Source organism: Halobacillus salinarum, assembly GCF_022919095.1.
Taxonomy (GTDB): Bacteria; Bacillota; Bacilli; order Bacillales; family Halobacillaceae; genus Halobacillus_B; species Halobacillus_B salinarum.
In genome coordinates this window covers 3451951-3476083 of sequence record NZ_CP095073.1, presented here as the reverse complement: position 1 = coordinate 3476083, position 24133 = coordinate 3451951, and the positions used below count along the sequence as shown (strand labels likewise).

At 37.0% G+C, this 24133-nt stretch carries 22 protein-coding genes and 1 pseudogene; 15 read left to right on the top strand and 8 right to left on the bottom strand.

The genetic code is table 11. The features are described from left to right. Positions 1 to 512: 512 nt before the first annotated feature. Positions 513 to 1811: a replication-relaxation family protein gene (locus MUN89_RS18035; RefSeq protein WP_244709184.1), complete on the top strand. Its 1299-nt coding sequence runs from the start codon at positions 513 to 515 to the stop codon at positions 1809 to 1811. A 213-nt stretch (positions 1812 to 2024) separates the two neighbouring features. Here MUN89_RS18035 and MUN89_RS18030 read toward each other — a convergent pair whose 3' ends face one another. The 3 genes from MUN89_RS18030 to MUN89_RS18020 form a co-directional block, all read right to left on the bottom strand. Continuing rightward, positions 2025 to 3119, bottom strand: a complete 1095-nt coding sequence (locus tag MUN89_RS18030; protein WP_244709183.1) for an MFS transporter — start codon at positions 3117 to 3119, stop codon at positions 2025 to 2027. A gap of 169 nt (positions 3120 to 3288) precedes the next feature. Next, on the bottom strand, positions 3289 to 3816 hold the full coding sequence (locus MUN89_RS18025) for a hypothetical protein (protein ID WP_244709181.1): 528 nt from the start codon (positions 3814 to 3816) through the stop codon (positions 3289 to 3291). 214 nt (positions 3817 to 4030) lie between these two features. Beyond that, positions 4031 to 4585 carry a hypothetical protein gene (locus MUN89_RS18020; RefSeq protein ID WP_244709180.1) on the bottom strand — a complete coding sequence of 185 codons (555 nt, stop codon included), beginning with the start codon at positions 4583 to 4585 and terminating at the stop codon, positions 4031 to 4033. A gap of 682 nt (positions 4586 to 5267) precedes the next feature. Here MUN89_RS18020 and MUN89_RS18015 point away from each other — a divergent pair. Both MUN89_RS18015 and MUN89_RS18010 read left to right on the top strand, forming a co-directional pair. Then, the gene (locus MUN89_RS18015) at positions 5268 to 6080 is read left to right on the top strand and encodes a hypothetical protein (protein WP_244709178.1); all 813 of its coding nucleotides are present in this window, start codon (positions 5268 to 5270) and stop codon (positions 6078 to 6080) included. 274 nt (positions 6081 to 6354) lie between these two features. Then, positions 6355 to 7116, top strand: coding sequence for a hypothetical protein (locus MUN89_RS18010; protein WP_244709176.1), 762 nt, complete (start codon positions 6355 to 6357; stop codon positions 7114 to 7116). An 822-nt stretch (positions 7117 to 7938) separates the two neighbouring features. On the opposite strand, the gene MUN89_RS18005 is transcribed toward MUN89_RS18010, so the two are convergent. Then, the gene (locus tag MUN89_RS18005) at positions 7939 to 8499 is read right to left on the bottom strand and encodes a helix-turn-helix domain-containing protein (RefSeq protein ID WP_318036142.1); all 561 of its coding nucleotides are present in this window, start codon (positions 8497 to 8499) and stop codon (positions 7939 to 7941) included. Between the two features lie 291 nt (positions 8500 to 8790). Between MUN89_RS18005 and MUN89_RS18000 the strand changes: the two genes are divergently transcribed. Continuing rightward, on the top strand, positions 8791 to 9168 hold the full coding sequence (locus tag MUN89_RS18000) for a cupin domain-containing protein (protein ID WP_244709172.1): 378 nt from the start codon (positions 8791 to 8793) through the stop codon (positions 9166 to 9168). A 227-nt stretch (positions 9169 to 9395) separates the two neighbouring features. On the opposite strand, the gene MUN89_RS17995 is transcribed toward MUN89_RS18000, so the two are convergent. Beyond that, positions 9396 to 9992, bottom strand: coding sequence for a hypothetical protein (locus MUN89_RS17995; RefSeq protein WP_244709171.1), 597 nt, complete (start codon positions 9990 to 9992; stop codon positions 9396 to 9398). A 531-nt stretch (positions 9993 to 10523) separates the two neighbouring features. On the opposite strand from MUN89_RS17995, the gene MUN89_RS17990 reads away from it, so the two are divergent. Both MUN89_RS17990 and MUN89_RS17985 read left to right on the top strand, forming a co-directional pair. Next, complete coding sequence (locus tag MUN89_RS17990) at positions 10524 to 11030, top strand: SRPBCC family protein (RefSeq protein WP_244709169.1); 507 nt, start codon at positions 10524 to 10526, stop codon at positions 11028 to 11030. 41 nt (positions 11031 to 11071) lie between these two features. Further along, a complete protein-coding gene (locus MUN89_RS17985; RefSeq protein WP_244709167.1) occupies positions 11072 to 11410 on the top strand; it encodes an ArsR/SmtB family transcription factor in 339 nt (112 codons plus the stop codon). Between the two features lie 120 nt (positions 11411 to 11530). On the opposite strand, the gene MUN89_RS17980 is transcribed toward MUN89_RS17985, so the two are convergent. Further along, positions 11531 to 12370, bottom strand: a complete 840-nt coding sequence (locus tag MUN89_RS17980; protein WP_244709165.1) for an isocitrate lyase/PEP mutase family protein — start codon at positions 12368 to 12370, stop codon at positions 11531 to 11533. Positions 12371 to 12490: 120 nt separating this feature from the next. Here MUN89_RS17980 and MUN89_RS17975 point away from each other — a divergent pair, with 120 nt between their 5' ends. From MUN89_RS17975 to MUN89_RS17940, 9 genes and pseudogenes are all read left to right on the top strand, one after another. Continuing rightward, positions 12491 to 13183, top strand: a complete 693-nt coding sequence (locus MUN89_RS17975; RefSeq protein WP_244709163.1) for a helix-turn-helix domain-containing protein — start codon at positions 12491 to 12493, stop codon at positions 13181 to 13183. Positions 13184 to 13361: 178 nt separating this feature from the next. After that, positions 13362 to 13790, top strand: coding sequence for a bleomycin resistance protein (locus MUN89_RS17970; protein ID WP_244709161.1), 429 nt, complete (start codon positions 13362 to 13364; stop codon positions 13788 to 13790). Positions 13791 to 14022: 232 nt separating this feature from the next. Next, positions 14023 to 14613, top strand: a complete 591-nt coding sequence (locus tag MUN89_RS17965) for a TetR/AcrR family transcriptional regulator (RefSeq protein WP_244709159.1) — start codon at positions 14023 to 14025, stop codon at positions 14611 to 14613. Positions 14614 to 14686: 73 nt separating this feature from the next. Next, a pseudogene (locus tag MUN89_RS17960) lies at positions 14687 to 16092 on the top strand (MFS transporter). Between the two features lie 219 nt (positions 16093 to 16311). Beyond that, positions 16312 to 16527: an NADPH-dependent FMN reductase gene (locus tag MUN89_RS22035; RefSeq protein ID WP_318036097.1), complete on the top strand. Its 216-nt coding sequence runs from the start codon at positions 16312 to 16314 to the stop codon at positions 16525 to 16527. Beyond that, positions 16479 to 16865 (top strand): NADPH-dependent FMN reductase, encoded by a 387-nt coding sequence (locus MUN89_RS17955; RefSeq protein WP_318036141.1) that lies wholly within the window; start codon positions 16479 to 16481, stop codon positions 16863 to 16865. Before MUN89_RS22035 ends, MUN89_RS17955 begins: the two co-directional genes overlap by 49 nt. A 616-nt stretch (positions 16866 to 17481) precedes the next feature. Beyond that, a complete protein-coding gene (locus MUN89_RS17950) occupies positions 17482 to 18135 on the top strand; it encodes a pyridoxine/pyridoxamine 5'-phosphate oxidase (protein WP_244709157.1) in 654 nt (217 codons plus the stop codon). Between the two features lie 1174 nt (positions 18136 to 19309). Further along, a complete protein-coding gene (locus tag MUN89_RS17945) occupies positions 19310 to 19876 on the top strand; it encodes an epoxide hydrolase family protein (protein ID WP_244709156.1) in 567 nt (188 codons plus the stop codon). After that, positions 19834 to 20517, top strand: coding sequence for a hypothetical protein (locus MUN89_RS17940; protein ID WP_244709154.1), 684 nt, complete (start codon positions 19834 to 19836; stop codon positions 20515 to 20517). Before MUN89_RS17945 ends, MUN89_RS17940 begins: the two co-directional genes overlap by 43 nt. Positions 20518 to 21994: 1477 nt before the next feature. Here the strand turns inward: MUN89_RS17940 and MUN89_RS17935 are convergent. Then, complete coding sequence (locus MUN89_RS17935) at positions 21995 to 23401, bottom strand: DUF4179 domain-containing protein (protein WP_244709152.1); 1407 nt, start codon at positions 23399 to 23401, stop codon at positions 21995 to 21997. After that, entirely contained in the window at positions 23382 to 23915 is a 534-nt protein-coding gene (locus MUN89_RS17930; protein ID WP_244709151.1) for a sigma-70 family RNA polymerase sigma factor, read from the bottom strand. Before MUN89_RS17930 ends, MUN89_RS17935 begins: the two co-directional genes overlap by 20 nt. Positions 23916 to 24133: the final 218 nt, after the last annotated feature.

Genomic DNA, 24133 nt, shown 5'->3' with positions numbered 1-24133 from the left:
AACATGAGGTCATGTTAGAAAAAGTAGAAAAGTACTTCGTCAGAAAAAATTAGTTGATATTCCTTTTTTTCTTAGGATCATCTTTAAATTATTGATTATTCTATAGGATGAGGTGGGTTATGAGTGATGAAAGTAAAAAGGAAAAGAAAGTGAATAGTTCTTTTCCGCGATGCAATAAAGACAAAATTTCGAGAAAAGCCATCGAACCATTGGAAACATAAGAGAATGAGAGAGCTGTTAGATCGTTTATTTCATTGATTATTTTAGTAACAAATATACGGTAGAAGTGTGTTTTCTACCTTCATAGGACATTTTACGAAACCTGTCCTACATTCCGGTGCACACCCAACATTTAAAAAGCTCAGCACCGTATTTCCTTTAGATTTAAACTATGATATGATACATACTAATCAGAACAATTACATAATTTTCAACGGGACACCCCGCGATAAAAGAAGCTTGTTATAGCTTTATTTTGTTGCGGGGTGTTTTCTTTGTAAGGAGGAAATTAATTGAGTGAAAATGAAATCAAGAGAAATCTTTTTATCTTAGGGCAGAACGGAAGTGGAGTGAAACTGGCAAATTTCGAGTTAGAAATGCTCGCGTTCTTAGCAAAGCAAAAGATTTTAACATCTAGACAATTACATCTGTACTATTCTCATTACCATAATTTATCTTCAAGTTCTTTTCGAGGGAAATTATGGAGGTGGAATAACAAAGACGTGATTGAGACGAAAAATATAACTGCTAAACAAAGGTGGGGAAACGAATATAATATTGTAAGGATTGGGAAAAAAGGTGTGAAAATCCTTATTGAAGAAGGATATTTATCGCCTCAATGGGAGAACATTAATATCCGCCAATTCTTTTCCATTAAAAATTATGATCACTATATTGCCACCCAAGAAGTTGTTTTACAAACTTTGCTTCATTCAAAGGGAATCTTTTTAGATAGGAAAAATATTATCTCTCTTCCGACAGATAAGTACTCCCATATTATTGAGAATAGGAAAATGAGAATTCTACCAGATTGGATTCTCCAAAAAGATAAGAATTTTCTAATGATAGAATTAGATACGGGAAATGAACCTACGAGCACGTTGCTAGAGAAGGTGAAAAAATACATAGAAGTTGCCCAGGGCATGAGCAACAAGAATATAACTGTTCTTATCACATTGTTAGATGATTCGATGCCGACTCAAAGGATATACAATAACAATGGAGTAAAGAGATTAGCCAATATGAAAAAAGTATTTTTATACCTAAGAAATCTACATATGCCAAATTTTAAACTATATGTAAGCTTTCTAAAAGATGCAGCTGAAATAGGATACTACGCCTTATACGGCAATATTCCCATTCATGAACTTGAATTAGATGCTGCAAGGTATGCGTTACATGAGATCCACCCATTATTTGAATATACTTTTAAGGAAGTAGCCAATTCAGATATTTATTTTAATAAAGTTCCAAAAGAATTCTATGCTGATGTAATTTATGAACTTATAAATAAGAAAAACAACTCTTTTGAAACGGTATTGTTTGTGTTTATAGAACGGAATAATATCCAAATTTTAGATCGAATAAAATACCTTTCCGATGCCATTCAAAATCAACGATTCAAAAGGAAGGTAAGTAAAATTGTAGGCTTCTGCATTCGTGAAAGTGATAGAGATGAGATCGTAGGTGCCAAAATCCCTCATCTATTGTTAGGTGATTTTGACACATGGGTTAGGGACTTAAATTTACCTCCTAAATTCTTTAAAACGCGAACTCCATACAGTTTAGAAGAGGTGGAATTTGAAGAGTAGATGGAGGACTTTAACCATTGAAAAATTTTCTGCATAAATAAGAAATAATAAAAAGGAGGCAGTTCCAAGTCTGGAACTGCCTCCTTTTGTATAGAGAAGGGTTATATATAGGTTATATACGTATTATATATACGTTATATATAATATGACTATGATATGTATATCTTATTCTATGGTGAATCAAAGGTGGAATCATGAATTACGTGTGAGATCTTAATATTCATTGTTTCCCCGTACAAGTAGAATAGCTTCTTCATTGACAACGTCGTATCTTTTCAAAGCTTCAACTATGCCAACCCTCTGTTCTTTAGATTCTGAAAGAGAAAATTTATCCATTAGTTCTCTTTTTCCATTAAAGTAATGATCTTGAACTAATTGTACATAGTGTCGATTAGACATACTTTGAGAAAATCGGCTAAAAAAGGTGTGAAAATCCTTTAATTTAGAGCAGTCTATAATAAATTCGAAATCATCCAATACTGTATCTAGTGTACTTCTAAAACGATCTTTCTTCCAAAATTCTTTATCTTTAGAAACAACTATTAAGTTTGGTTCATCAATTACTGGCAATCCATAATCTGACCTATTAAGATTTGGGATGTATTGCTCTACATTAATTTGTTCCACTTGAATTTCATCTAACGTACCTAAAATGTTTACTCCAAATGGCCTTGGAAGAAGAAGGTAGCATTCTCTATCATAGCCAATTCCAATTAAGTATGAACGATCATGAATTGAAGGTAAGCGATTTAAGCGTTGGAAGGCTTCTTCGTGAGTGATTAAATTATCTTCTCCTTCATCACACTCCCCGGATATCAAAAGATTTATAATCCCTTGGTTTTTTTCTAACCTTTTTTTCTCTTTATATTCCTCCGGATGATTCTTTTTAAATTTCTTTTCTTTGACCCATTCGACCAACTTAATTAGGCCATATAAGGTGAAGAGTGGGGAAAATAAAAGGTAAAACAGAGCGTATAAAAATATTTTGCCTGCTCTTGTTTGGGATGCAGCTGTAAGATATACAAACAGACATACAATTAACGTTCCGATAACCATAAAGGTGACAGAGAATACAAAAGCATAAATAAATAATCGAAATGCAGTTAATTCTGGAGAACCATGAGCGATAACTCCCCATTTATCCAATAGATCTACAATTCCAACAAATTTTAGGGAGGGGTAAACTGCATCCTTCCAAGAAAACGCAATTAGTAATGCTCCTAAGATACCTACAAGGCCCCAGAAACCAGTAAGTTTTCCCCTATAATAGGATAGGGCAGAATCGGCTAAATGCAGCAACGAATTCATGTAACACACCTTCCTTTTGTATTATTTTTAGGATGCTAAACAGGTAAAATTGTTAGGAGCTAAATACGAGATATCCTATGCTTATTGCTGTAACGAAAATCGCTAGAATAACTACGATCTTATCCAATATTTGAAGTTTCTTTTCAGAGAGTAAAGATAACATGGTTTCTCACCTCGATTCTGTTTGATTTCTATATATGCATTGAAGTTTTGCTTTTCTCCAAGATCCAAATTTTCTTACATAGGTGGCGGCATAAGGAAGTTTGTATTTTTTTGCGTACCTGTTCCAATTGTTCATGGTAGTGAATTCAAATTTATTCTGCTTTGCTATTTTCATCAGGTCTTCTTTTCTGTAGTTATACCGTATAGGTTGATTCGCTAGCCTTTTAATGTCTTCCCACTTATAAAATTGAATTAGTGTTAAATAAGAAGGAAGCTTCTGATCTTTGGCATAGGCATCCCAGTTCTCTTTTGAAGTTAAGTGTTGTTTATGGACCTTAATAATCTCTTCAATTTGATTTAAAGAATATTTCTTCTTTCTCTGATAAGGAGTGACATTTAACTCTTTTTTAACTTGAGTCCAGCTTGAAAAGACAGATATATAAACTTTTGCTTTCGGAAGCGAATTCTCTTTTGCAAAGCGATCCCATTCTTTAATGGTAGTAAAGTGGCGCAGATGATTTTTAGCAATTTGCAATAATTCTTCCTTATTATAGGTGGAAGTGTCATTTATTGATAAGAGTTCTTTTAACCGTTTCCAAGTACCAAAAGTTCGAATGAGAGAAGAGGAGCTCGGTAACTCATTCTCTCGAGCATAATTATCCCAGTGACGAACGGATGTCATTTCGTTTCTATGCATTTGGAGAGTTTCTAGAAGTTGAGTCCTTTGCATTTTATACCTTCTTTACTTATTAATGGTCATCGATATAGGGCAGAATTTCCCCATCAAATAAAACAGTATACCGTCCCCAGCCTTCTTCATTGATATACCAGCATACTCGGGAAGCTAATAATCCTTTTGACTTGTGAGCGTGCAGAGGATAGGGAGAACGATAAACATTTGATTCTAATTGAGCAAGAGAGTCATTTACCTTGAAAAATCGAGATTTATATTTGGTTATTATCCAGCACCCAAAAGTCTGATCGGAAGAAGTAAACCAAATGGCATCGTTACGTCCGGATAGAACATCAGGTGAAATAGGGTAGTTGCTATTTTCGTTTAGACTCATCTCTTCATCATTAGATGTGGAATAGTCTGTATAATAACCATTTTCTAATAATGCGTAGTCCTTTTCGTCCGATTCTTCGAAAAAAGGTTGGGGCTCATCATAAATGTAATCCGGACAGATATACACAGTCCGTGGATGATCAGGGTCTATTTTTTCATAGACACCACACTCTCCTGTTATGGAATCGAATAGAGCACAAGAAGTTCGGCAAGTTCTCTTAATTAACTTAGTCATCATGTCACCTCATCGATATTTATAATATTATTTAGTATAATATATTTTCAAATTGTTATCAATAAGTTTGATTGCTTTAGTAACAAGACCTATGACCCAGTTGATTTTGCTTAGTTCATCCAAGGGACTTAACTAAAAACACAATCTAGGACTTTCCGGATTCACCAGTAAACTATATAGACATTACGCCATAAGAAAAAGCTAGGGAACTTTTCCCTAGCCAGTTGTCCAGCATTTACTTAAATGATAATAATGTACAAATTCGATTCAATTTCACTTCCTTTTTCAATGTTCGGTATTTACTGTGTAAGCCCACTCTATATGGGAAGAAGGTATTTTTTCACTCTGTAGCCTTTTTTGAAAAAGTAGTAAGCAGAAATATATTAGTCCCTGATTATATGTTTATATCTGAGGTTATATGTATGTTATATATGTGTTATATGCATGTTATATATAATATATATATAAACTTCATGGTGATTTTTTCGATATAGGTTATTTTTATATAAAAAATATTATCTATTTTGAATAAACACATAGATATTTTGAATGCGTTATGTTATAGTGAATTTGTATTCTAGTAATACACAAATTTCATAAATAAACGGGAAGACCCCGCAATAAGTAAAACCAAATGGTTTTATTTCATTGTGGGGTCTTCATTTATTTTAAGGAGGAATTTTAAATGTATGAAAAGAAAAAGTACTTTTTAAGTACGGGCAATAATGGCAAAGGAGTGAAATTTGACGATTATGAAATGGAATTGCTCACTATTCTGACAAAGCACAGGTACTTAACTTCATTGCAGCTAAGGGATTATATGCAATCATTAACCGATATTAGTAATAGTGGGTTCAAAAATCGGTTATATAAGTGGGCTCACAAACGTGTAGTTGCTTTATATAATGTCAAGAAAGATAGTGATTTAGTTTACTATTTTGGCGGACCGCACAACAGGGTGACTATCACAAAACGTGGAGTTAAATTTTTAATAAAGCATGGATATTTGGAAGAAGAATGGGCAGGAAAGATACATACTTCTATACCGACACCTCGGATACAAGATCGTTACTTATGCGCTCAATCACTGGTAATTCAGATATTAATGGAATTTAAAGACTATCCTGGATTTATTTCTTCAAGTTCCATTGAGAGAAGAAAAAGTTATTTAATTGACCCCGATTGGGTTATAGAAACAAATACTCAACTTTTGTTAATTCAAGCAGATGCCGATGAAAAATACTCTGAGATTAGGCATAAGATACAGGGGTATATACAATTTGCTCAAGAAAACCCAGAAGTAAATATAAACGTTATGATTCCGATAGTTGACGGAACTATAGGAAGCTTGAAATTTTATCCTGGCAAGAGAGGACGAAGAGTTACAAACTTTAAAAAAATTATTAGTGAAGAGTTTGATGGTACATTGCCCAATCTGAAGTTTTATGTCTCTCAGTATTCAAAATCATATGCTATTACAAGGAACATCCTTAAGTAGGATTCTAAATTGCTCAACCTGTTTATAAACTTTGCCACTTGTCCTTGCTTACATCAAAGAGAAAGATCCTATATTTTAGCTCCTAAAATACAATCCGTGTATGCAACTCCATACACGGATTAAATTAATTTTTAAATAGGTGGTATTATACTTTGTGGGCAACTTAGAAAATTCATTTGCTTTGTTGCATCTGTTGTGGGTTATCGTATTTGAATTAGTTTCGTAGTAATTTATTCACAAAGGCAATTATTTTATTAATAGTCTTGCATATTAATTGGTAGATTTTTGTATAATGGAGATACATAAAGAAAACAAGTGTGGAAAGGAAAAAATAATGAATTTTATAAGTTTAAAAGACTTACCAAAAAAAGTATATAAATTTATGCCCTATCACAGATTAAACAACCTTTATATAACTGGAAGCATTTTTATTAACCATTTAAACAATTATTCAGAAAAAAAACTGGGGAAAGAAATAGGAGACGATCTGGAAGGTCACTTAAATAGTGATATCTATATTGAGGACTATACTTTTTCAGACTCTTCAAAGGATAATAGAAACAAAAATTTAGAAAGAACTATGAAAGAGAATGGTTTTATCGATCATGACTCAACAAGCACAATAACAGTCAAACAAGGAAATTTTCACCAAAAATTAATTGATAATAACTACTTTGTTTACTGTGTGTGCTTAACATCAGATCCTAAAGTAAAAAATGAATTTGGAGGGTCTACTCAGGTTATTTATGACTTTCCCTATTATATTAATTCACTAAATAGATCCTTAGAAAAAGAAGGGATAGAAATTTTTGATTGTGGTGCTTGCGAATATATCACCGCTAGAAAACAGGTATTTGATCAAAAGACTAGAGATTTTATCTGTAAGAAGCCTTATTTAATCAAAGATGAAAGATACTCCTATCAGCTTGAGTACAGGGTACTCTGGAGGTATAAAAACAAAAAAAGAATTAATAAACCATTGCTAATCCCAGCAAGGGAAGCAATAGATAACTATTGCTACCTTACCAATAATTAAAACAAATTAATTTGGGTATCATTTCTTTGTATTATACTTTTAACTCACTTAGAAAAACTGCAATTTCAAAAGCAAAGATGTTTAATTGAGGTTATTTGTAGAAATTCGTGAAAATTGGTTTCTAAAGAAGGTTCTAGATTTATAAATTCACATTATGAGAGACGGAGAGTTTTTGCGATTTACCTCTTTTAGAAAATTTGGTATGATAAAGACAGAAAAAGGATACACATAAGAAAAGGGACCACAGCTCGCAGCTGTGGTCCCTTCGATGGCAGCTCTAAATAAGTTGCAGCCTAGTTGAAAAATAGACTCACCCGCATTCATGTCAGAATAGGGAGTCTATTTTTTATGCACACAATCACCACAACCAGCAATGACCTCAAAGAAATAAAGCCGATCATCACCATTAGCGATTCCTATACGCCCTCTTAACTACTCATACCCATGTTCCCGTAGCATCGATTCTCCAATTGTGCCCCACTCATTTACCTTAATTCTGAGTAGGTGTTCCCACTATACGAAAAAGTTCGTAAATGTATATAAATTTTCGTGAACATTCATAAAGTTATTTTGATTATTAGCGAACGAGTAGAACTAACAAAAAAATTAAAGAGAACCATTTCGTAAACGTGTACTTTTATGAACGGTGTTAATTTGGAAATAGGCGGTTATTTTGAAATCAAGTCTTCAGCAAAACGGGCAGGATTGTGGAAGACTCAGTTTCGAGATATAAGAAGAAAATACTTGAAAAAAAGAGATTAGTTTTTATTTAACTTAAGTAAAGTGACTTTTACAGGAGTAACAGACTAGGATAAAATCTGTTCAAACTAAAGCAGGAGTTAATACGAATAAAACATGACTAGCCTTGGTACTTTTGTTTAAGAACCGATGTTTAATATTAGGAGGGATTCTTACCACATCACCTTCATCCAAAAAATATTCTACTCCTTCAAGTTCAACATAAACTCGACCATTCATAACCACAGCAATTTCTTCCTTTTCCTCATGCGAATAGTGACTCTTTGTAGTACTCGAATTGGCATTTAAATCCATCATTAAGAGTTCAATGGGGGCCTTCATAAAATCAGGAGTTAAAACATCATAAACAATATGTGAACTATCTTCACGATAAACCTTATTTCGATCATGTTTCCTAGAAATCAGAGAGTCCGTATTAATTTCATTAACAAAGAGGGTAAAAAGTGGAACATTTAATGCGCTTGCAATCAGTTCTAGTACATTTAATGAAGGGTTTCCTTTCCCCCGTTCAATTTGGCTTATAAGTGAGGTGCTGATCCCTGCATAATCAGAAAATTCTCTAATTGTCATACCGGTTCTTTTACGATAAGTAAAGATTGTTTGTCCAAGAAAAATATTGTTCATAGCAAGTTCCTTTTTTAATATATTGTTTGTTTTCGCAATTTTTTGCTGACATATTAAACATGGATAGATAACTCTTTCATCCATTACACATATGACCTATACTAATGCTTGTATTTGAAACATTATTGTAAACGGAGAAAGGAGGGTCGGCATCTAGATCACCATTCTATTACAAAAATATATAGGTAATAAATGGGTGAACAGACGTCTTTTAATTTTATTTAAGATTATTAGATAAAAGTAATTACAGTTAGAAACAAACTTTATTTTATAATATCAGGAGGTATTTCTATGAGTGATAAATATCCATATACTATGAATCTCGACACAAAATTTGATTTTCTTGAATTGATTGATATCAATTCGCTAGTTAAGGAATGTAAGGATGAATGGTATAATCAGACGCTATGCCAAGTTAACGATTGTGTAGTGCGTCTGGGTGTTATGCAAGGTGAGTTTCATTGGCATAAACATGACCAGGAAGATGAATTATTTTATGTGATTGACGGCCATTTCATTGTTGACCTAGAAGATCGTTCAGTGGATCTTTATCCTAATCAGGGCTTTACAGTACCTAGAAATGTGATTCACAAGACACGCGCGCCAGAACGCACAGTTATCCTTATGATTGAAGGGGCTGGGGTAGTACCAACGGGTGATGAAGCATGAGTGAATAAGATTAGATTAGAAGTTAAAAGCCGGTATCTTCAAGTAGAACCGGTCTTTCTTACGAATTCTTAATAATATTATCTCTCTTTATTTGATCAGATAGAGGCAAATGGATACCACCTGGTCAAGCAACTTCCCACGCTTAATTATCAACGATGTTACATTATTAATTGAATAAGAGGTGATTTGTACTATTTACCTACAATATATAACCAATCTTAATGCACTTACCTTAAAAGATATGTTTTAACTTTTTTAATGATGATTATCCCGATGAACACCATAGTAATGAAAAGTAAAAAGGTTACTTGCCAGCCTCCTGCATGCAAAAACACACTAAATGTAAACAAAATCCCTAACCAACGATGAATTTGAAGAACTTTTCGCTTTTTTTCTTTCTTTATCATTCTAATACCTACTAATACCAGCGCAGCTAAACATGCAAGACCTATCCACCCTGATGCTACTTTCCAAATATCGTCATTGAAGTGTAGGAGGAAGTAGATGCCATGAGCAAGTGCCGTAAAAAAAGTCGTTACGCCAAATAAAATATGATGGAAGTACACATATTGAAAAATCCTCTTGGTAGGGCGGGATTGGAATAGATGTGAATGTTTCTTTTGCCTTGCCTTGAGTACAAAAAGTGTAAAAGCAACTAAACCAGTCCAAGTTGAAAAAACACCTAACCAATTACTCTGAGTTACTAGCTTAATTCCCTTCCAGGTCAAGGATCCAGAGTGTTGAATAAAGATAAAAGTCCACAAAAACGATAGCACGATAAGTAAGCCGTTAATTATTTGTGTGATTAATGAACTGTACTTCATTTCTAAAAATCCTTTCGAAAAATTCTGTAATAAATAAAAATATTGTTAATTCATCACTAATGCATCTGAGACGGTTCAAAATTGGAAGGATACAAATCAAGAATACTTATATGTTCATCGTGGATTTAAAAGGTAATAGCAAAATCAGAACAAGATATATATAGACTGATACCAGGAGAAAAAGCTCATCAGTACTTGAACTATAGAGTATAGCTTTGGATGATGCATTTCATATAAAGCAATTGTATCCCTAAGTAAAATTCAAAGGACTTGGGCGGGGAAATGAAGCTTTTAAAAAAGCTTCATTAGTTTTATAGGTATTCAATTATAGGGCGCCATTATTAAATAGATAGGAGGCGTCCTTTTCCTATTTAGTTCTTAATGGAAAAGTAGTCAATGTTTTAGAATATTTGATTATTAAATATTCCTTTACAGGAATATTCCTTATGGTGTATATTTGAACATAAGATGACACACCCTCACCAAAAGGTTGTAGGTTACGTGTCAAATATCCATAAGGAGAGATTTATTATGGCAAAAAATCATGAATCAGGAAACATCATCACAAATGTTGGGGAGAAAGATTTTACTCTGGAACGTGTATTTGATGCACCACGAGATCTCGTTTTTAAGGCCTTCACGGATCCTGAACATGTATCTCAATGGTGGGCACCTGCTGGGTTTACGATGCCTGTATGCACAATTGATCTTCAACCAGGCGGGATATGGCACTACTGTTTTGAATCTCCAGAAGGTGAGAGACACTGGTCTAGAAGTGTATATAAGGAAATCATCGAACCTGAGAAGATTGTCTATACTAGCACCTTATCAGATGAAAAAGCTAATCCAGTAGAAAGCCCTCTGCCTGAACATCTTGCTACGGTAACATTCGTTGAAAACAATGGAAAAACCAAACTTACAGTCAATATACAATTGCCGTCAGTTCTAGATCTTAAAGCGACAATGGATATGGGCATGATGGAAGGGCTAAAACAAACAATAAATAATTTGGAGGAGCACTTAAAAGTCGTGCGGTAAACAATGTATCACTTAAATCAGATATGAAAGAAGAGACGACCATGAATAAGACATTTAAGACGTTATCTGAACCGAACCGTTTACACATAGTAGAACTGTTGAAAAAGGGCCCTCTTTCCGTGGGGGAAATTGCCGAGAATCTTGAACTCAATCAACCACAAACATCCAAGCATCTGCGTGTGTTAATGAATGCAGGACTTGTAGAGGTAGATGCAATTTCCAACCGTAGAATCTACAAACTGAAAGGTGAACCTTTCCAAGAACTTGACACTTGGCTTAACTCCTTTCGCTACATCTGGGAGGATAGATTCGATCGTTTAGACGATTACCTACATGATCTACAGAAAGAGGATGGGAGCTTTAATGACAATGACCAGTAGACTTGCGGAATAGTATACCGAATGTTTAGTAAGTGTACTATTGGCAATATAGGAAAAGCCACTTAATTTAGGTGGCTTTTCCTATGGTATTTTTTGGAAGTTTATGTCAGAAAATTATATTTATTGTATTATTTTGGAGACTTTTTCATAAGACAGAACACCATCCGTCATACGATGAAAGGTTTGCTGGTTCATGATCTCGTCACTAATCGTTTTTAACAAGGTTACGGTTGCCCTAAATGGTCCTGACCCACAACTGAGTCTTTCAATCCCAATATTGGATAACTCGGGTAAAGAGGGTATTTCGGATCCAGCCAATAAATTAATGGGACATGAAATTTCTTTCCTGAGGTTTTGAATGATTTCTCGATCAAATAAACCAGGAATAAATATACAATCTGCTCCTGATTCCTCAAACCACTTGGCACGTTTAATAGTCTCTGCTAATCGTGTTGAAGGATCTCCAATGTTGAGCCAGTACGTATCCGTACGTGCATTAATAAACAATGTGCCATCCTCTTTGGAATCTGAAAGCCTTTTAATAGCTGCTATCTTTTCCATTTGTAAGGAAAGATCGCATAGTGGACGATCAGGGTTTCCTGTACCGTCTTCGATATTTATACCGACGGCTCCAGACTCTATTATTTTTCTCGCTGTTTCCACGACCTCCTTAACGTTTCCGCCATACCCTGATTCAATATCTGCACTGACAGGGATATTGACAGAATCGACTATAGATGAAATGACGTCGATCATTTTTTGAAGTGGGATATTTTCTCCATCCTTAAATCCCAATGCAGCTGCAATTCCAGCACTTGTTGTTCCAATCGCCGTAAAACCACTTTCTTCGAACATCTTTGCGCTTACGGCGTCCCATGCATTTGGAAGGACGAATGTTGATGACTGTCGATGAAGTTGGTGAAAGTTTTCTACCTTTAAAGCTCGATCTTTGTTTCTCATAGTGAAAGGCTCCTTTCAAGGTGCTAGATTTTGATGTATCTTTGTTCCTTATATCCATTGTAAGTGAAGGATAGTTCAACTATGATCGAAATATGAAATACAAATAGGAGATGAATTCAGATGGCTGTAAATCCAAATGTGGCTGAGATAGCTTCTCTTCTTGGGGAGCCATCACGTGCAACGATTTTAACTAGTCTAATGGATGGACGATTTCATACGGCAAGTGAATTGGCATATATGGCTTCAGTTAAACCCCAGACTGCTAGCTTTCATCTTGCAAAATTGGTGGAGGGCAATCTTGTAATATTCGAAAAACATGGTCGCTATCGTTATTATCAACTGTCTAATCAAGAAGTAGCAATTATATTGGAATCCTTTCTTTCTATTTCACGACCATCTGAAGTGCGTTCATTCAAGCAATCTACTGAAGCAAAGGCTCTTTACCAGGCAAGAACATGCTATGATCATTTGGCAGGCCGTTTAGGGGTAGATCTTACCGATTCAATGGTAAAAAATGATTTGTTGGAAAAGGATAATGATCTATTTGTTGTAACACAAAAAGGAGAAAAATTCTTAACGGATTTCGGCCTTGATGTAGCTAAATTAAGAAAAAAACGTCGTTCATTTTCACGAGCGTGCTTAGATTGGAGTGAACGGCATCATCATTTAGCAGGAGCCTTAGGTCAAGGACTTATGACACGACTTTTTGATTTAGGTTGGATTGCAAGAATACCATCCACTCGTGCGGTGAAAATCACGGATAAAGGAAAAAAAGGATTTAATAAGCATTTTCAAGTACATATGGACAAGTAGGAAGAATCTATGAAATACAGGGTTAGTACAGAATAATTGGCATAATAAGATAAATTTCTAATCAAATAATAACGAAATGAACATCGGTGATTTTTACTGTTGCTATTATTTTTGCTTTCAATTATTTTGAGATGCTGGATTATAACAACTTCAGAAATATATTAGGAGGTTTTTAAATTTGAATAATATTAATGTAGCTCCGGATCTTGTTCCAGAATTACTCATTACCGATATAGAAACAAGTTTGGATTTTTGGTGTGATTTATGTGGATATTCAATACGTTACGAACGGAGAGAAGAAGGCTTTGCTTATATAAAATCCGGAAGCTCTCACGTAATGCTTGAACAGAAAGGTCTCTCAAGAAATTGGACAACTGAAAAAATGGATCATCCCTATGGTAGAGGCGTCAATTTTCAAATAATGGTAAATTCCATCGATTTAATAATCCAGCGATTGAGACAAAATGGGTGGCCGCTTTTCATGGATCCAGAAGAGAAATGGTATCGTAGGGGAGATGGAGAAGTTGGTGTCCTTCAATTTCTAGTCCAAGACCCTGATGGCTATCTCTTGCGATTTTCAGAACATCTTGGTGAACGTAAGAGGTGAATCTATCTTACAAATCGAAATTGATTTAATCCCCATTTCAATCTTCTACGAATGGGGACAGTTATCTGGAAGATCTGATTCTAAGAGTTGTAATAACGTTGTTTAACATTCCATATACAAGGTTTTTAAATCATTTTCAAAATTGCAGATCCCCCTTGACAATGAGAAAGCAATGTTTTACATTTGTGTTAGTCACTAATGACTGACATTTTTTATAATTGAGGTTATGCAAATGAAAGTAAATAAAAAACAGGATACTTCTGAGAAGATTATGATAGCAGCCATAGACCTTATAGCTGAAAGAGGGTACAATGGTGTGTCAACTGAAGAAATCGCCAAAAAAGCTGGGTTTAGCGAGAAAACGCTTTTTAGACATTTTAAAAGTAAGCAAAATTTATTAGAGGCGGCTTTTCACCGCTATCACTATGGAGTCGAAATGAGAGAACTTTTTAGTAAGGAGCTCGTATGGGATCTTCATATAGACTTGATTATGATTTGTCAGAACTATCATCGTATTATGTATGAGAATCGAAAGTTGGTCCAAATTAGTTCAAGAGAACGCGATAACCTTCCAGGTTTTCAGGAAGAGACACACAAGCATCCTCAACAGTTAAAAGAATTCCTAACCGAATATTTCAAAGAGATGTATAACAACGGTAAGATCATAGAAACAGATATTGAAAAACAGGCTGTAGCTTTTCTTTATATGAATTATGGGATAGCAATTGGAAGAATGAATGAAGATCCAATATTAGATTCTATTGCCATTGAAAGCTTGATAGAGAATAGTGTATCCGTATTTGCTAGGGGTTTAACCCCCTAGTCATTTTTAAAAGAATTAATGTCAGTCAGTAGTGACGGTCTTTTTGGGTGTTGTTATTAAGGAGGTATGAGAAATGCCGCATGATGCTAAGGACCAAACAAATGAAAAGTTGATGCGCATACTCGTATTGACACTTGTTATCTCTGTTATGAGCGCCACGATGTTTAATATCGTGCTTCCTGAGATAGCATCGGATTTAAACCTTTCGTATGCACAGGTTAGCTGGGTATCATCGGTCTATATGCTGATTTATGGAATCGGAACAGTTATTTATGGAAAGCTGTCTGATATCTATAAACTAAAAAATTTACTAACATTCGGCCTGAGTTTGTTTGCAATGGGTTCACTGGTTGGTTTAGTAGCTCAAGCTTATTGGATGGTCCTATTTGGAAGGGTTGTGCAGGCAATTGGAGCTGCTGTTATTCCAGCTGCAGCTATGATTATACCTGTTCGCTATTTTCCGCAGGAAAGGCGGGGGTGGGCATTAGGGATGGTTGCTGCTGGCTTGGCTCTAGGAAGGGTTCTTGGACCTATTGTTCCTGCTTTTATTACGAGTGTGGCGGATTGGCGGTGGTTATTCTGCTTGCCTCTATTTACGCTTTTTCTACTCCCACTCTATAGGAAGTATTTACATGATGAGGAAAGAAACAGCGGAAGTATTGACTGGATTGGCGGGGTGCTTTTGGGGGATCTGTGGCACTTTTACTCTTGTCCGTTACAGAAGGCGGATGGCTGCTTTTGCTTGGAACAATGACCTTACTCTTCTTCTTCCTTTTAAGAATCAACCGTACCGCAGAACCTTTTGTTAAACCTGGTCTGTTTAGTAATAAACGTTACTCACTGGGGTTGCTGATTACTTTCTTAGCTAGTGCAAGTGGCTTTTCGCTCCCATTTTTAAGTCCTTTGTTGTTATCAAGTGTCAACCATTTATCCGCTGAGTGGATTGGTGTTGTCATGATACCAGGAGCTGTTATAACCGCATTATTGAGTAGAAAAGGTGGTCAACTGGCAGATCGTAGAGGAAATCCCATTCTTTTTTTCATGGCGTGCACATTTCTGCTTATCAGTTTTATTTTGTTGTCCACTTTTGCTGGATTAGGGCCTATTAATATAGCTGTCATTTTAGTACTAGGAGACCTAGGGCAAGCGTTTGTGCTTGTGGCATTGGCCAATTCTATATCTAGAACATTAGCGAAGCGAGAAACCGGTGTTGGTATGGGCTTCTTTCAAATGTTGAATTTTATGGCTGGTTCTGTTTCAGGAGCTGTTTACGGCAAAGTTGTAGACATGGGTGCGAGTTTTACAGTAAACCCATTGAACACACATTCCGAAGCGTTCGTTTTCAGTAATATTTATATCGTATTAGCAGGTTTATTGATTGTCGTGTTATTGCTTTACCATTCTCAATTTAGCAAAAAGGATAAACATTATTCTAATGTACAGCAACATCCTGAGGTTGAGCAGTTATCATCAGAGTAAAATAGTTGTCATAGAGGGCTCTAAGTGAAGTAGTCTATATGGGAGTAAATACGGGGGACATTAGCCGATGTGAAGTGAAGACAAACCAGCAAAAGTTATGTCCTTTTAGAGAAACAAGGCAGGGTATGACTCAAGACGTAGACGAACACTGTTGACAAATATTGAATATCAAAATGGTTTCGCATAATAAAGCAAAATTTTTATTGGAGGTATTTAAAAATGAGTAAAATAGCAATTATTCTTGGAAGTACACGGCCAGGTCGGAATGGTATGGCCGTCGCCCAGTGGGTATATGAAATTGCGAGTCATCGTAACGATGCTACTTTTGAAATCGTAGATATTGCAGATTATCATCTGCCACTGCTTGATGAACCAAAGGGCGCAGCATCAGGGAGTACACAAAGGAACATACTAAGGCGTGGTCGGAAAAAATAGATACGTTTGATGGTTTTATTTTCGTAACACCTGAATATAATCACGCAACTTCACCTGCTCTTATGAATGCGATCGATTACTTGTATAAGGAATGGAATAATAAAGCAGCTGGTTTTGTCGGATACGGGGCTGCTGGTGCTACGACTGCCGTTGAAAATCTTCGAATGATGATGGCTGAGATTCAGGTTGCTGACGTACGTGCTCAGGTCCGGCTTTCTCTCTTTACCGATTTTGAGAATTTCAGTAAGTTTAAACCTGCTTCCTATCAAGAAAAAACGCTCCATGCCATGATGGGTCAGGTAATCAACTGGAGTAGAGCATTGGGTGCACTTCGGTAAGTAGGAATTTTCTTTCAGATGTTATTCCAATAATATTATGTCTAAAAACTGGAATCTCCAAGAAGTGGATAGCCTGAGATCATAGATGAGATTTAATCCAATATAGTAAATTTTTCTTATTAAATGTCTTTTTTCAACAATTGGAGCCTTTCCTTCTATAATTACATAGGGATGTTTCGATTAATCTGAAGTTTTGCGCACAAAAAAACCCGTTTGAAGGGGTGAAAACTCATTAATCGGCTATCTCTTATGTTTATTTGTCCTCTGATGCATTGCCCTGGAAGGAGGAAGTCGCGGCTTCGAGTTAATAAATAGAAATCTTAAATAGAAATTAATCTATTATAGTTAACTTATCGTATTAATGGAGGTTGGTAATTTGAGTTTTTGGATTTGGATAGCAGTAGCTATAGCTATCATCAGTGGGGTAGTCGGTGGTGATTTTAGAAACAAGAGGTAAAATAACACATGTAATAAAGGTCGTAAATAGTGAAAATAACGGGTTCGTTAGCATAGAATCTAACTAATTCTTGGTAAGAAGTCTTCAATAAACGGTCAGATTATAAGACTAAGGAATCGTCTCTCTAATATAATAATGCATAAGGAGTTGTTCTATACTATGAATCACGTCAGGAACAAAATTCAAAACAGTAAAACACTCTTAGGTCCTTTCCCAACATTTGAAGTCCAAGAGACTCCTGATTCTCCCTACGAATTATTCTTAAATTGGTTTCAAGTTGCATATGATCATGATATTCATGAACCTCATGCAATGACTCTTTCTACAGTAGATAAAGATGGCAATCCTGATTCGAGAGTACTTATACTTAAAGATGTTGATGAAGAAGGGTGGTATTTTTCTACTAGTACTAATAGTGAAAAAGGTAAACAATTAATGACTACCTCTAATGTTTCCTTGAACTTTTATTGGTCATTAATTGGTCGACAAATTAGAATACGTGGTAATGCAATAAAGATGGATAAAGAAACAAACGTTAAAGACTTTTTGAACCGTGGAAAGGTAGCGCGTGCTATTTCTTTAATTGGTAAACAAAGCTCAATCTTAGTAAAACAAAGTGACTTTGAGGAGGCTTTGTCAGATCAACTGTCTAATTTGGAAAATAATCCTTTGGAAGTTTCTGATTCTTGGGCCCTTTACATAGTTAGGGCTAATGAGGTTGAATTTTGGCAAGCAGATGAAAAAAGACAGCATCTTAGATTAAAGTATTTTTTGAAAGGGGACCATTGGATAAAAAAATTGTTATGGGCATAAGCACTAACGGGCAGTATTGCGTAGGACTCGATTTCGAGGGGTTTGTGAGAGTGAAGGGTCGTTGGGGAAGGATTAGCTTTCTTGAGGGGGAACTGGCAAGCCTCCTCAAGTAAGCCTTGCGGGGTCTTGCCTCCTCCCTTCTCCCGCGGGGGTCTGCATAAATTAATAAAGTCACTTGCCAACCTCTCAAAATTGGAGGGCGTTATTGAAATGGTTAAACTTATCTACCCTATTAACCTATCATTGGACGGTTACATGGAAGGTGAGCACGGCAATATCGAGTGGTAGATCTCCGATAACGAGGTGTTTTCGTTTTGGACTGATTTCCAGTGGCCGATTGGCACCTACCTATACGAACGTCGAATGTACGAATCGATGTTGTACTGGGAGACGGCGAGCGTCAAAAAAGGCGATTAACTGATGGAAATACGGGAATTCGCGCAGATTTGGAGAGCTGCTGAGAAGATCGTATATCCAATAGACACTTCAGTCGTCTCCAAGCACCAGGACTAAAGAATCTTCAGAAGCCAACATTACGAGTGGGGGCTCCGAGCTTGCTGCGCAGGCGATGAGCGAGGGACTGATCGATGAATGTCATCTGCTTGTTAATCACGTCGTCTAGGGTGGGGGTAAGCGTGCATTGTCGTAAAACCTTCACATATGGCTCGATCTGCTCGTTGAGCGCCGCTTCCTAAGCGGAGTTTTTCATCTTCTCTACCGCGTGATCGTCTGACCGTGATCCTACATGGATGATTTAGAATAGATTTTTGACATTTTTATGCAATGTATTTCTTAACGTACGATTTTCTTGTTTAGTGAGATGACCCCAGGTCATCAAGTATGTGTAAGGAAAGAATTGATGGATCGAGTGCGTTTATAGAGAGTCGAGCATCTCCCTTTTCTGTTCTTTGTTCAATGAAGAATTTTCGACTACTGACATTGAATGTAGGTATATTGAGAGGGATCGCTGATTCGGTGTATTTTTCAGGTTTGTCACGGATCTCGAATATCTCTGGGAAGTGTTCGATCGTGAAGGTGTTGGCTTTGGCCGGCCAAGTCTACGGCTTCCTGCAACATGACCAGAGGATTGCAGGAACGGATTAACAATTTGCCACTGACAATAACACAACTTTTCTAACTAGCCTTAAATTATATAAACGGAGGTAAAATCAAGATGACATACATTTTTTCTAATTATCATGCTGAGAATGACCGCGACGTTCAACCATTCGAAGCCCACGCAACCGACAAGGACCTCGAGTACCTGCGCGTGCGACTGGCCGCAACACGATTGCCGGAAGCTGAGACGGTTTACCGCACCGCGCCAGACCCTTATCGATGGGAACAGGGCGTTCCTCTTGCTGAACTCATGGACGTCGTGAACTACTGGCGCACCGGGTACAAGTGGCGTTCATTTGAAACGCGCCTCAACCAGATCGGCCAGTTCCGCACGACCATTGATGATCTGGGAATCCACTTCCTGCATCGACGATCCGCCCGCGCAGATGCCACTCCTCTAATCTTGACGCACGGCTGGCCAGGCAGCATTGCTGAGTTTACCCATGTAATAGACGAACTGGCAGATCCGAAAAACGCAGACGCACCAGCTTTTCACGTCGTAGTCCCGTCGCTTCCAGGTTTTGGTTACAGCGACAAGCCGGCCACCACCGGGTGGGGAACTGAAAAGATCGCGGCTGCATGGGTGGAACTGATGGGAGGCTCGGCTACAGCAAGTTTGTAGCCCACGGAGGCGACTGGGGTGGTGTAATCACCACGGTCCTCGGAGGCAGGTTCCCGGCACACGTTCTCGGCATCCACACAACGTTGGCGCAGGCACCACCCGGGTTGACAACGGATGGGCTGACGGCGACCGAGCGCAAATGGGCCGAGGAAACCAGTGAATTCTGGAGCCAACGCGCGGCGTACGCTAAGCAGCAGGCAACCCGACCGCAGACCATCGGCTACTCGCTCGTCGACTCACCGGCGGGGCTTCTCGCGTGGATCCTTGACAAGTTCGCTGAGTGGACAGATACCGAAGACAGCCCGTTCGAGACGATTTCAAGAGACCGCGTTCTTGACGACGTCACCCTGTATTGGCTGACGCGGACCGGCGCATCGTCGGCGCGCATTTACTATGAAAGCCACGGCGGTGTCAACTCGCTCGACCCCGAACTTCGGGTCGATGTCCCCTCATCAATCACTATGTATCCCCGCGACATCGAGAAGTGTCCGCGCACTTGGGCACAGGAGCGATACCGACAGATCGTCAGGTGGAGGTCGCCTGAAAAAGGGGGACATTTCCCATCACTGGAGGTTCCCGAGTATTTCGTTAAGGATCTACAAGAAGGTCTCGCGGCAGTACTGGCCGCTAGCGGTAGTTGATTATGACGTTGTTCTGAGGAGATAGGGGGTACTGCCAACATTTTAACGAAAATGTACGCTAAGCCCTGAATTGCGTCCGACTTGGCGTTTCTCCTTACTCTAAGCTCACCCGACAAACTATAATAAGAGTGACCCGTAAAAAAGTAGTGAAGGACTAGAAACTTGTGTTTATCAGATTATATGGCAAACCCATTGGTCAATATTGGTCAATATAGTTTGAATGACAAAAAGTGTACCACTGAATGGCAAATTGTTAACCACTTTATACGGAATGATTAAAGACAAAAAAACATAGTTATTGAAAAACAAAATGTTATACAATTTTGACAAATTATAAAAGTACCAGTCTTCCGCAATCGGGCTATAGTACGTACCCGTTTGGGAATTATGAAAAGGGATTTATTCATTATGATTGAACTAGCACTTGTACCATAATTACTTATAACAGATATAGAAACCAGTCTGAATTTCTGGTGTGATTTATGTGACTTTTTAATACTGTATGAACGTAGGGAAGAAGGATTCGCTTATGTAACAGCTGGAAATGACCACACTATGCTTGAACAGATAGGGGTATCTAGAAACTGGATAACAGGAGAACTAGATTATCCTTATGGTAGGGGTATTAATATCCAAATTACGGTTGATTCGACCGATGCTATCATCGACCATTTAACGCAGAGAAAATGACCTCTTTTCATGGATTCAGAAGAAAAATGGTATAGTAAAGGGGTGAGGAAGTTGGGGTTCATCAATTTTTAGTCCAAGACCCCGAGGGTTATCTATTACGATTCTCAGAACACCTAGGTGAACGAAGTTTGTAAATCGTTAGACAATGAATGAGCGAACAGAGTGACTTAACATTTTCAGTTAAGTGATAGCGTATATGGAAAAATCAAAAGCCTAATTCCTTGAGCTTTGTAAATCTGTATTTTCCTAACGATTATCATTGGTAAATGCATTGACGATAAGTGGTAAACCTGGTGGCAATCGCTGGTAATAAAACATTATAGAAGTGGTAGACTCTTATGGCAGTAACCACAAGTGAACCGTAAACTTACGTTCATTCACATAACTTTAAAGCTCTGATGTTAAAAGCAGCTGTCCTGCATTTTCACTTACTGTAATTACACTACATATTGTACGGCATCGGTTTTGGGGCAGCGTTAATTTCTGCTTTCCTTATGAAAACTTTTATTAGAAAATCTGAATCAAATGTATCTTCAAAAGATAAAGGTGATAGAGGAGACAGGAGATTAGGAATGGTGATTGGCATATTCGGTTCACCATTTTTAGTTACTTCAATAATTTTTTAATAGCGTCGGTAAAAGTAGTTTAAGAATTGGAATTAATGGTGAATTATCTTGAAATCAAGTCTTCCCGTATCTTGGGCTTTTCTAAAATAACATCTTATTTCAAAAAAGCAGCGCAACTCCTGAATTCAGAAGTTGCGCTGCTTTTTTGAATGGAACATTTATCAAGAAGAAATATCAACTTTAATAGGATCCAATTCTATTGGAGCGTTCGAACTGAAAATTCCAAAGGGAACCATAAGCGAATATTCCTTGAGATCGAAATTTGATTCAAGTTTAAATGTTGACTGTAAATGCAATTCACCTTGATTAATAATTTTTCCATTATTACCGTAGATAAGTGAGTCGTCTTTTAAAGCTTCATACTGAGCTTGACCATCTCCTTCTGCAATTACGTCTTCAGACCGGATAAGCTTAATTTGGTTGGCGAAATTAAGAAAGTTATCTTTCTTTAATTTTTCTTGGTTCACATTTTTAAGGTAATAATCAATTGTTAACTGTCGATGGTTCATTTGAACATTTTCTACCACTATTTTGTATCCAAATCGCTTGCTCTGGATTTCAAAGGTAGTCTTCTGGAAAGGTTGTATCGTATCAAATTCATCTCTGCTTACTTTAGGATGAATCACAATATAGTCATCTTTCTCGTTAAGTGTACTTGTTAAAAGAGATTGCTCCTTCACTTTTATAGATCCCTTGGTTTCATTTACATCTAATGTTTTACCGATGCTCCTTTTTTCCAATTGGTTTCCCTGGGCATCCACCACGTCAAGACTAAAGCGGTCATCTTCTCCGATTGGTGGCCGGGTGGTTGTGTAATTAAGAATGGTCGTAGCTTCTCCTTTGGTTATGGAATTAAGACTAAAGGAATAGTCTCCTTTGGTTGTGGTAGCATGTTCGTCTATTTTTATTTTTTCTGGAGTTCTTTGTTCAATGGGGATGTCGAATTTCCATGTTCCTTTCTTACCTAGGATGGAAGTAAAGGTGATCGGCAGAGTAAAGTCCTCGCCTATGGATTTGCGTTGCTGAAACTCCATGGATCCGACAAACCCTTCCTCTGTTTCTTTTAATTGACTCATGGAACCACCCCATTGATTTTGTTCATCTCCATCAAATAAATAATAACTATAACCAGCTTGTGGACTGTTTTTTCTGTCCATAGCCTCTATTGAAAGCTGGTCGGATGTTACTTTAAACGTAATACCAAGTAGGGTGTTGTCATAATAAGCACTGGTTATGGTTACGTCTACACCGTTACTTGTGGCTGTTTCATTAAGTTCTGTGACTAACTGTTTACTGAATAATTCACTCCCGACAGGAAAGGAAATTTCATCATAAACAATTTTTAATAAAGGGACTTTCGCAAGGACTTCGGTTATGGGTGAAAAAACTAATCCAGAGACAAGGACCAGCGAAGCAGCAGCCGATGAGACCATGGCAGGTAACTTCCAATGCTTTTTATTGGGAGTTTCTTTTTTACCTGCTTGAATGCCGTTTGTAATGACCTTGTCTAACTCTTCTTCAGGGACTTCGATTGAATTCCAACGTTCATCAAACCAATCTTTTTTCATCGATATTCACTCCCCCTAACACCTTTTTTAGTTCACCTTTGGCACGATGAAGGTACGTTTTAATGGTTCCTTCTGGTTTATCCATGATTTCAGAAATGCTTTGAATGGACTGGTCATGAAAATAAAATAGGATAATAACCGTTCTGTAATGGTAATCAAGGGTAGTAATCGCTGAAATTAAGTCAATTTTTTCTTCTACCTCTATGGATTCTTTCCCTTGAAAGTTAGAGAAGTCATCCGTAAGAACAACCTTCTTTTTCTTTTGAAGGACATCATAAGCCGTATGTATTAAAATCTTCATCAGCCAGGCGTTAAACAACTCAGGCTTCTTTAACTGAGCTAAAGACACAAAGGCTTTGGTAACAGATTCCTGTACTATGTCGAGGGCGTCCTCTTTATTTCTGACATAGAGCCAAGCCGTTTTATAAAGTTTTTCTCTTTGTTCTTTAATTAATGATTCAAAGGCATCTGCATTACCTTTGATAGCTTTTTTTACTATCTTTTTGTGCACCAATGTGTCACCTCCTTATTTATATGAGGGAGCAGCCCTTTGAAAAGTTTCAATATTTTTCATTTTTTTGAACTATGATAGACCTTAACATATAAAACTTGGATATAATCTATGAAAGTTCCAGATATATTTGACTGTAGGAGGAAATATACGTATTGGAATTGAAGAGGAAAATAGAGGTATCTCACTATTTCGATGTAGGTAGAAATCCAATCATATTT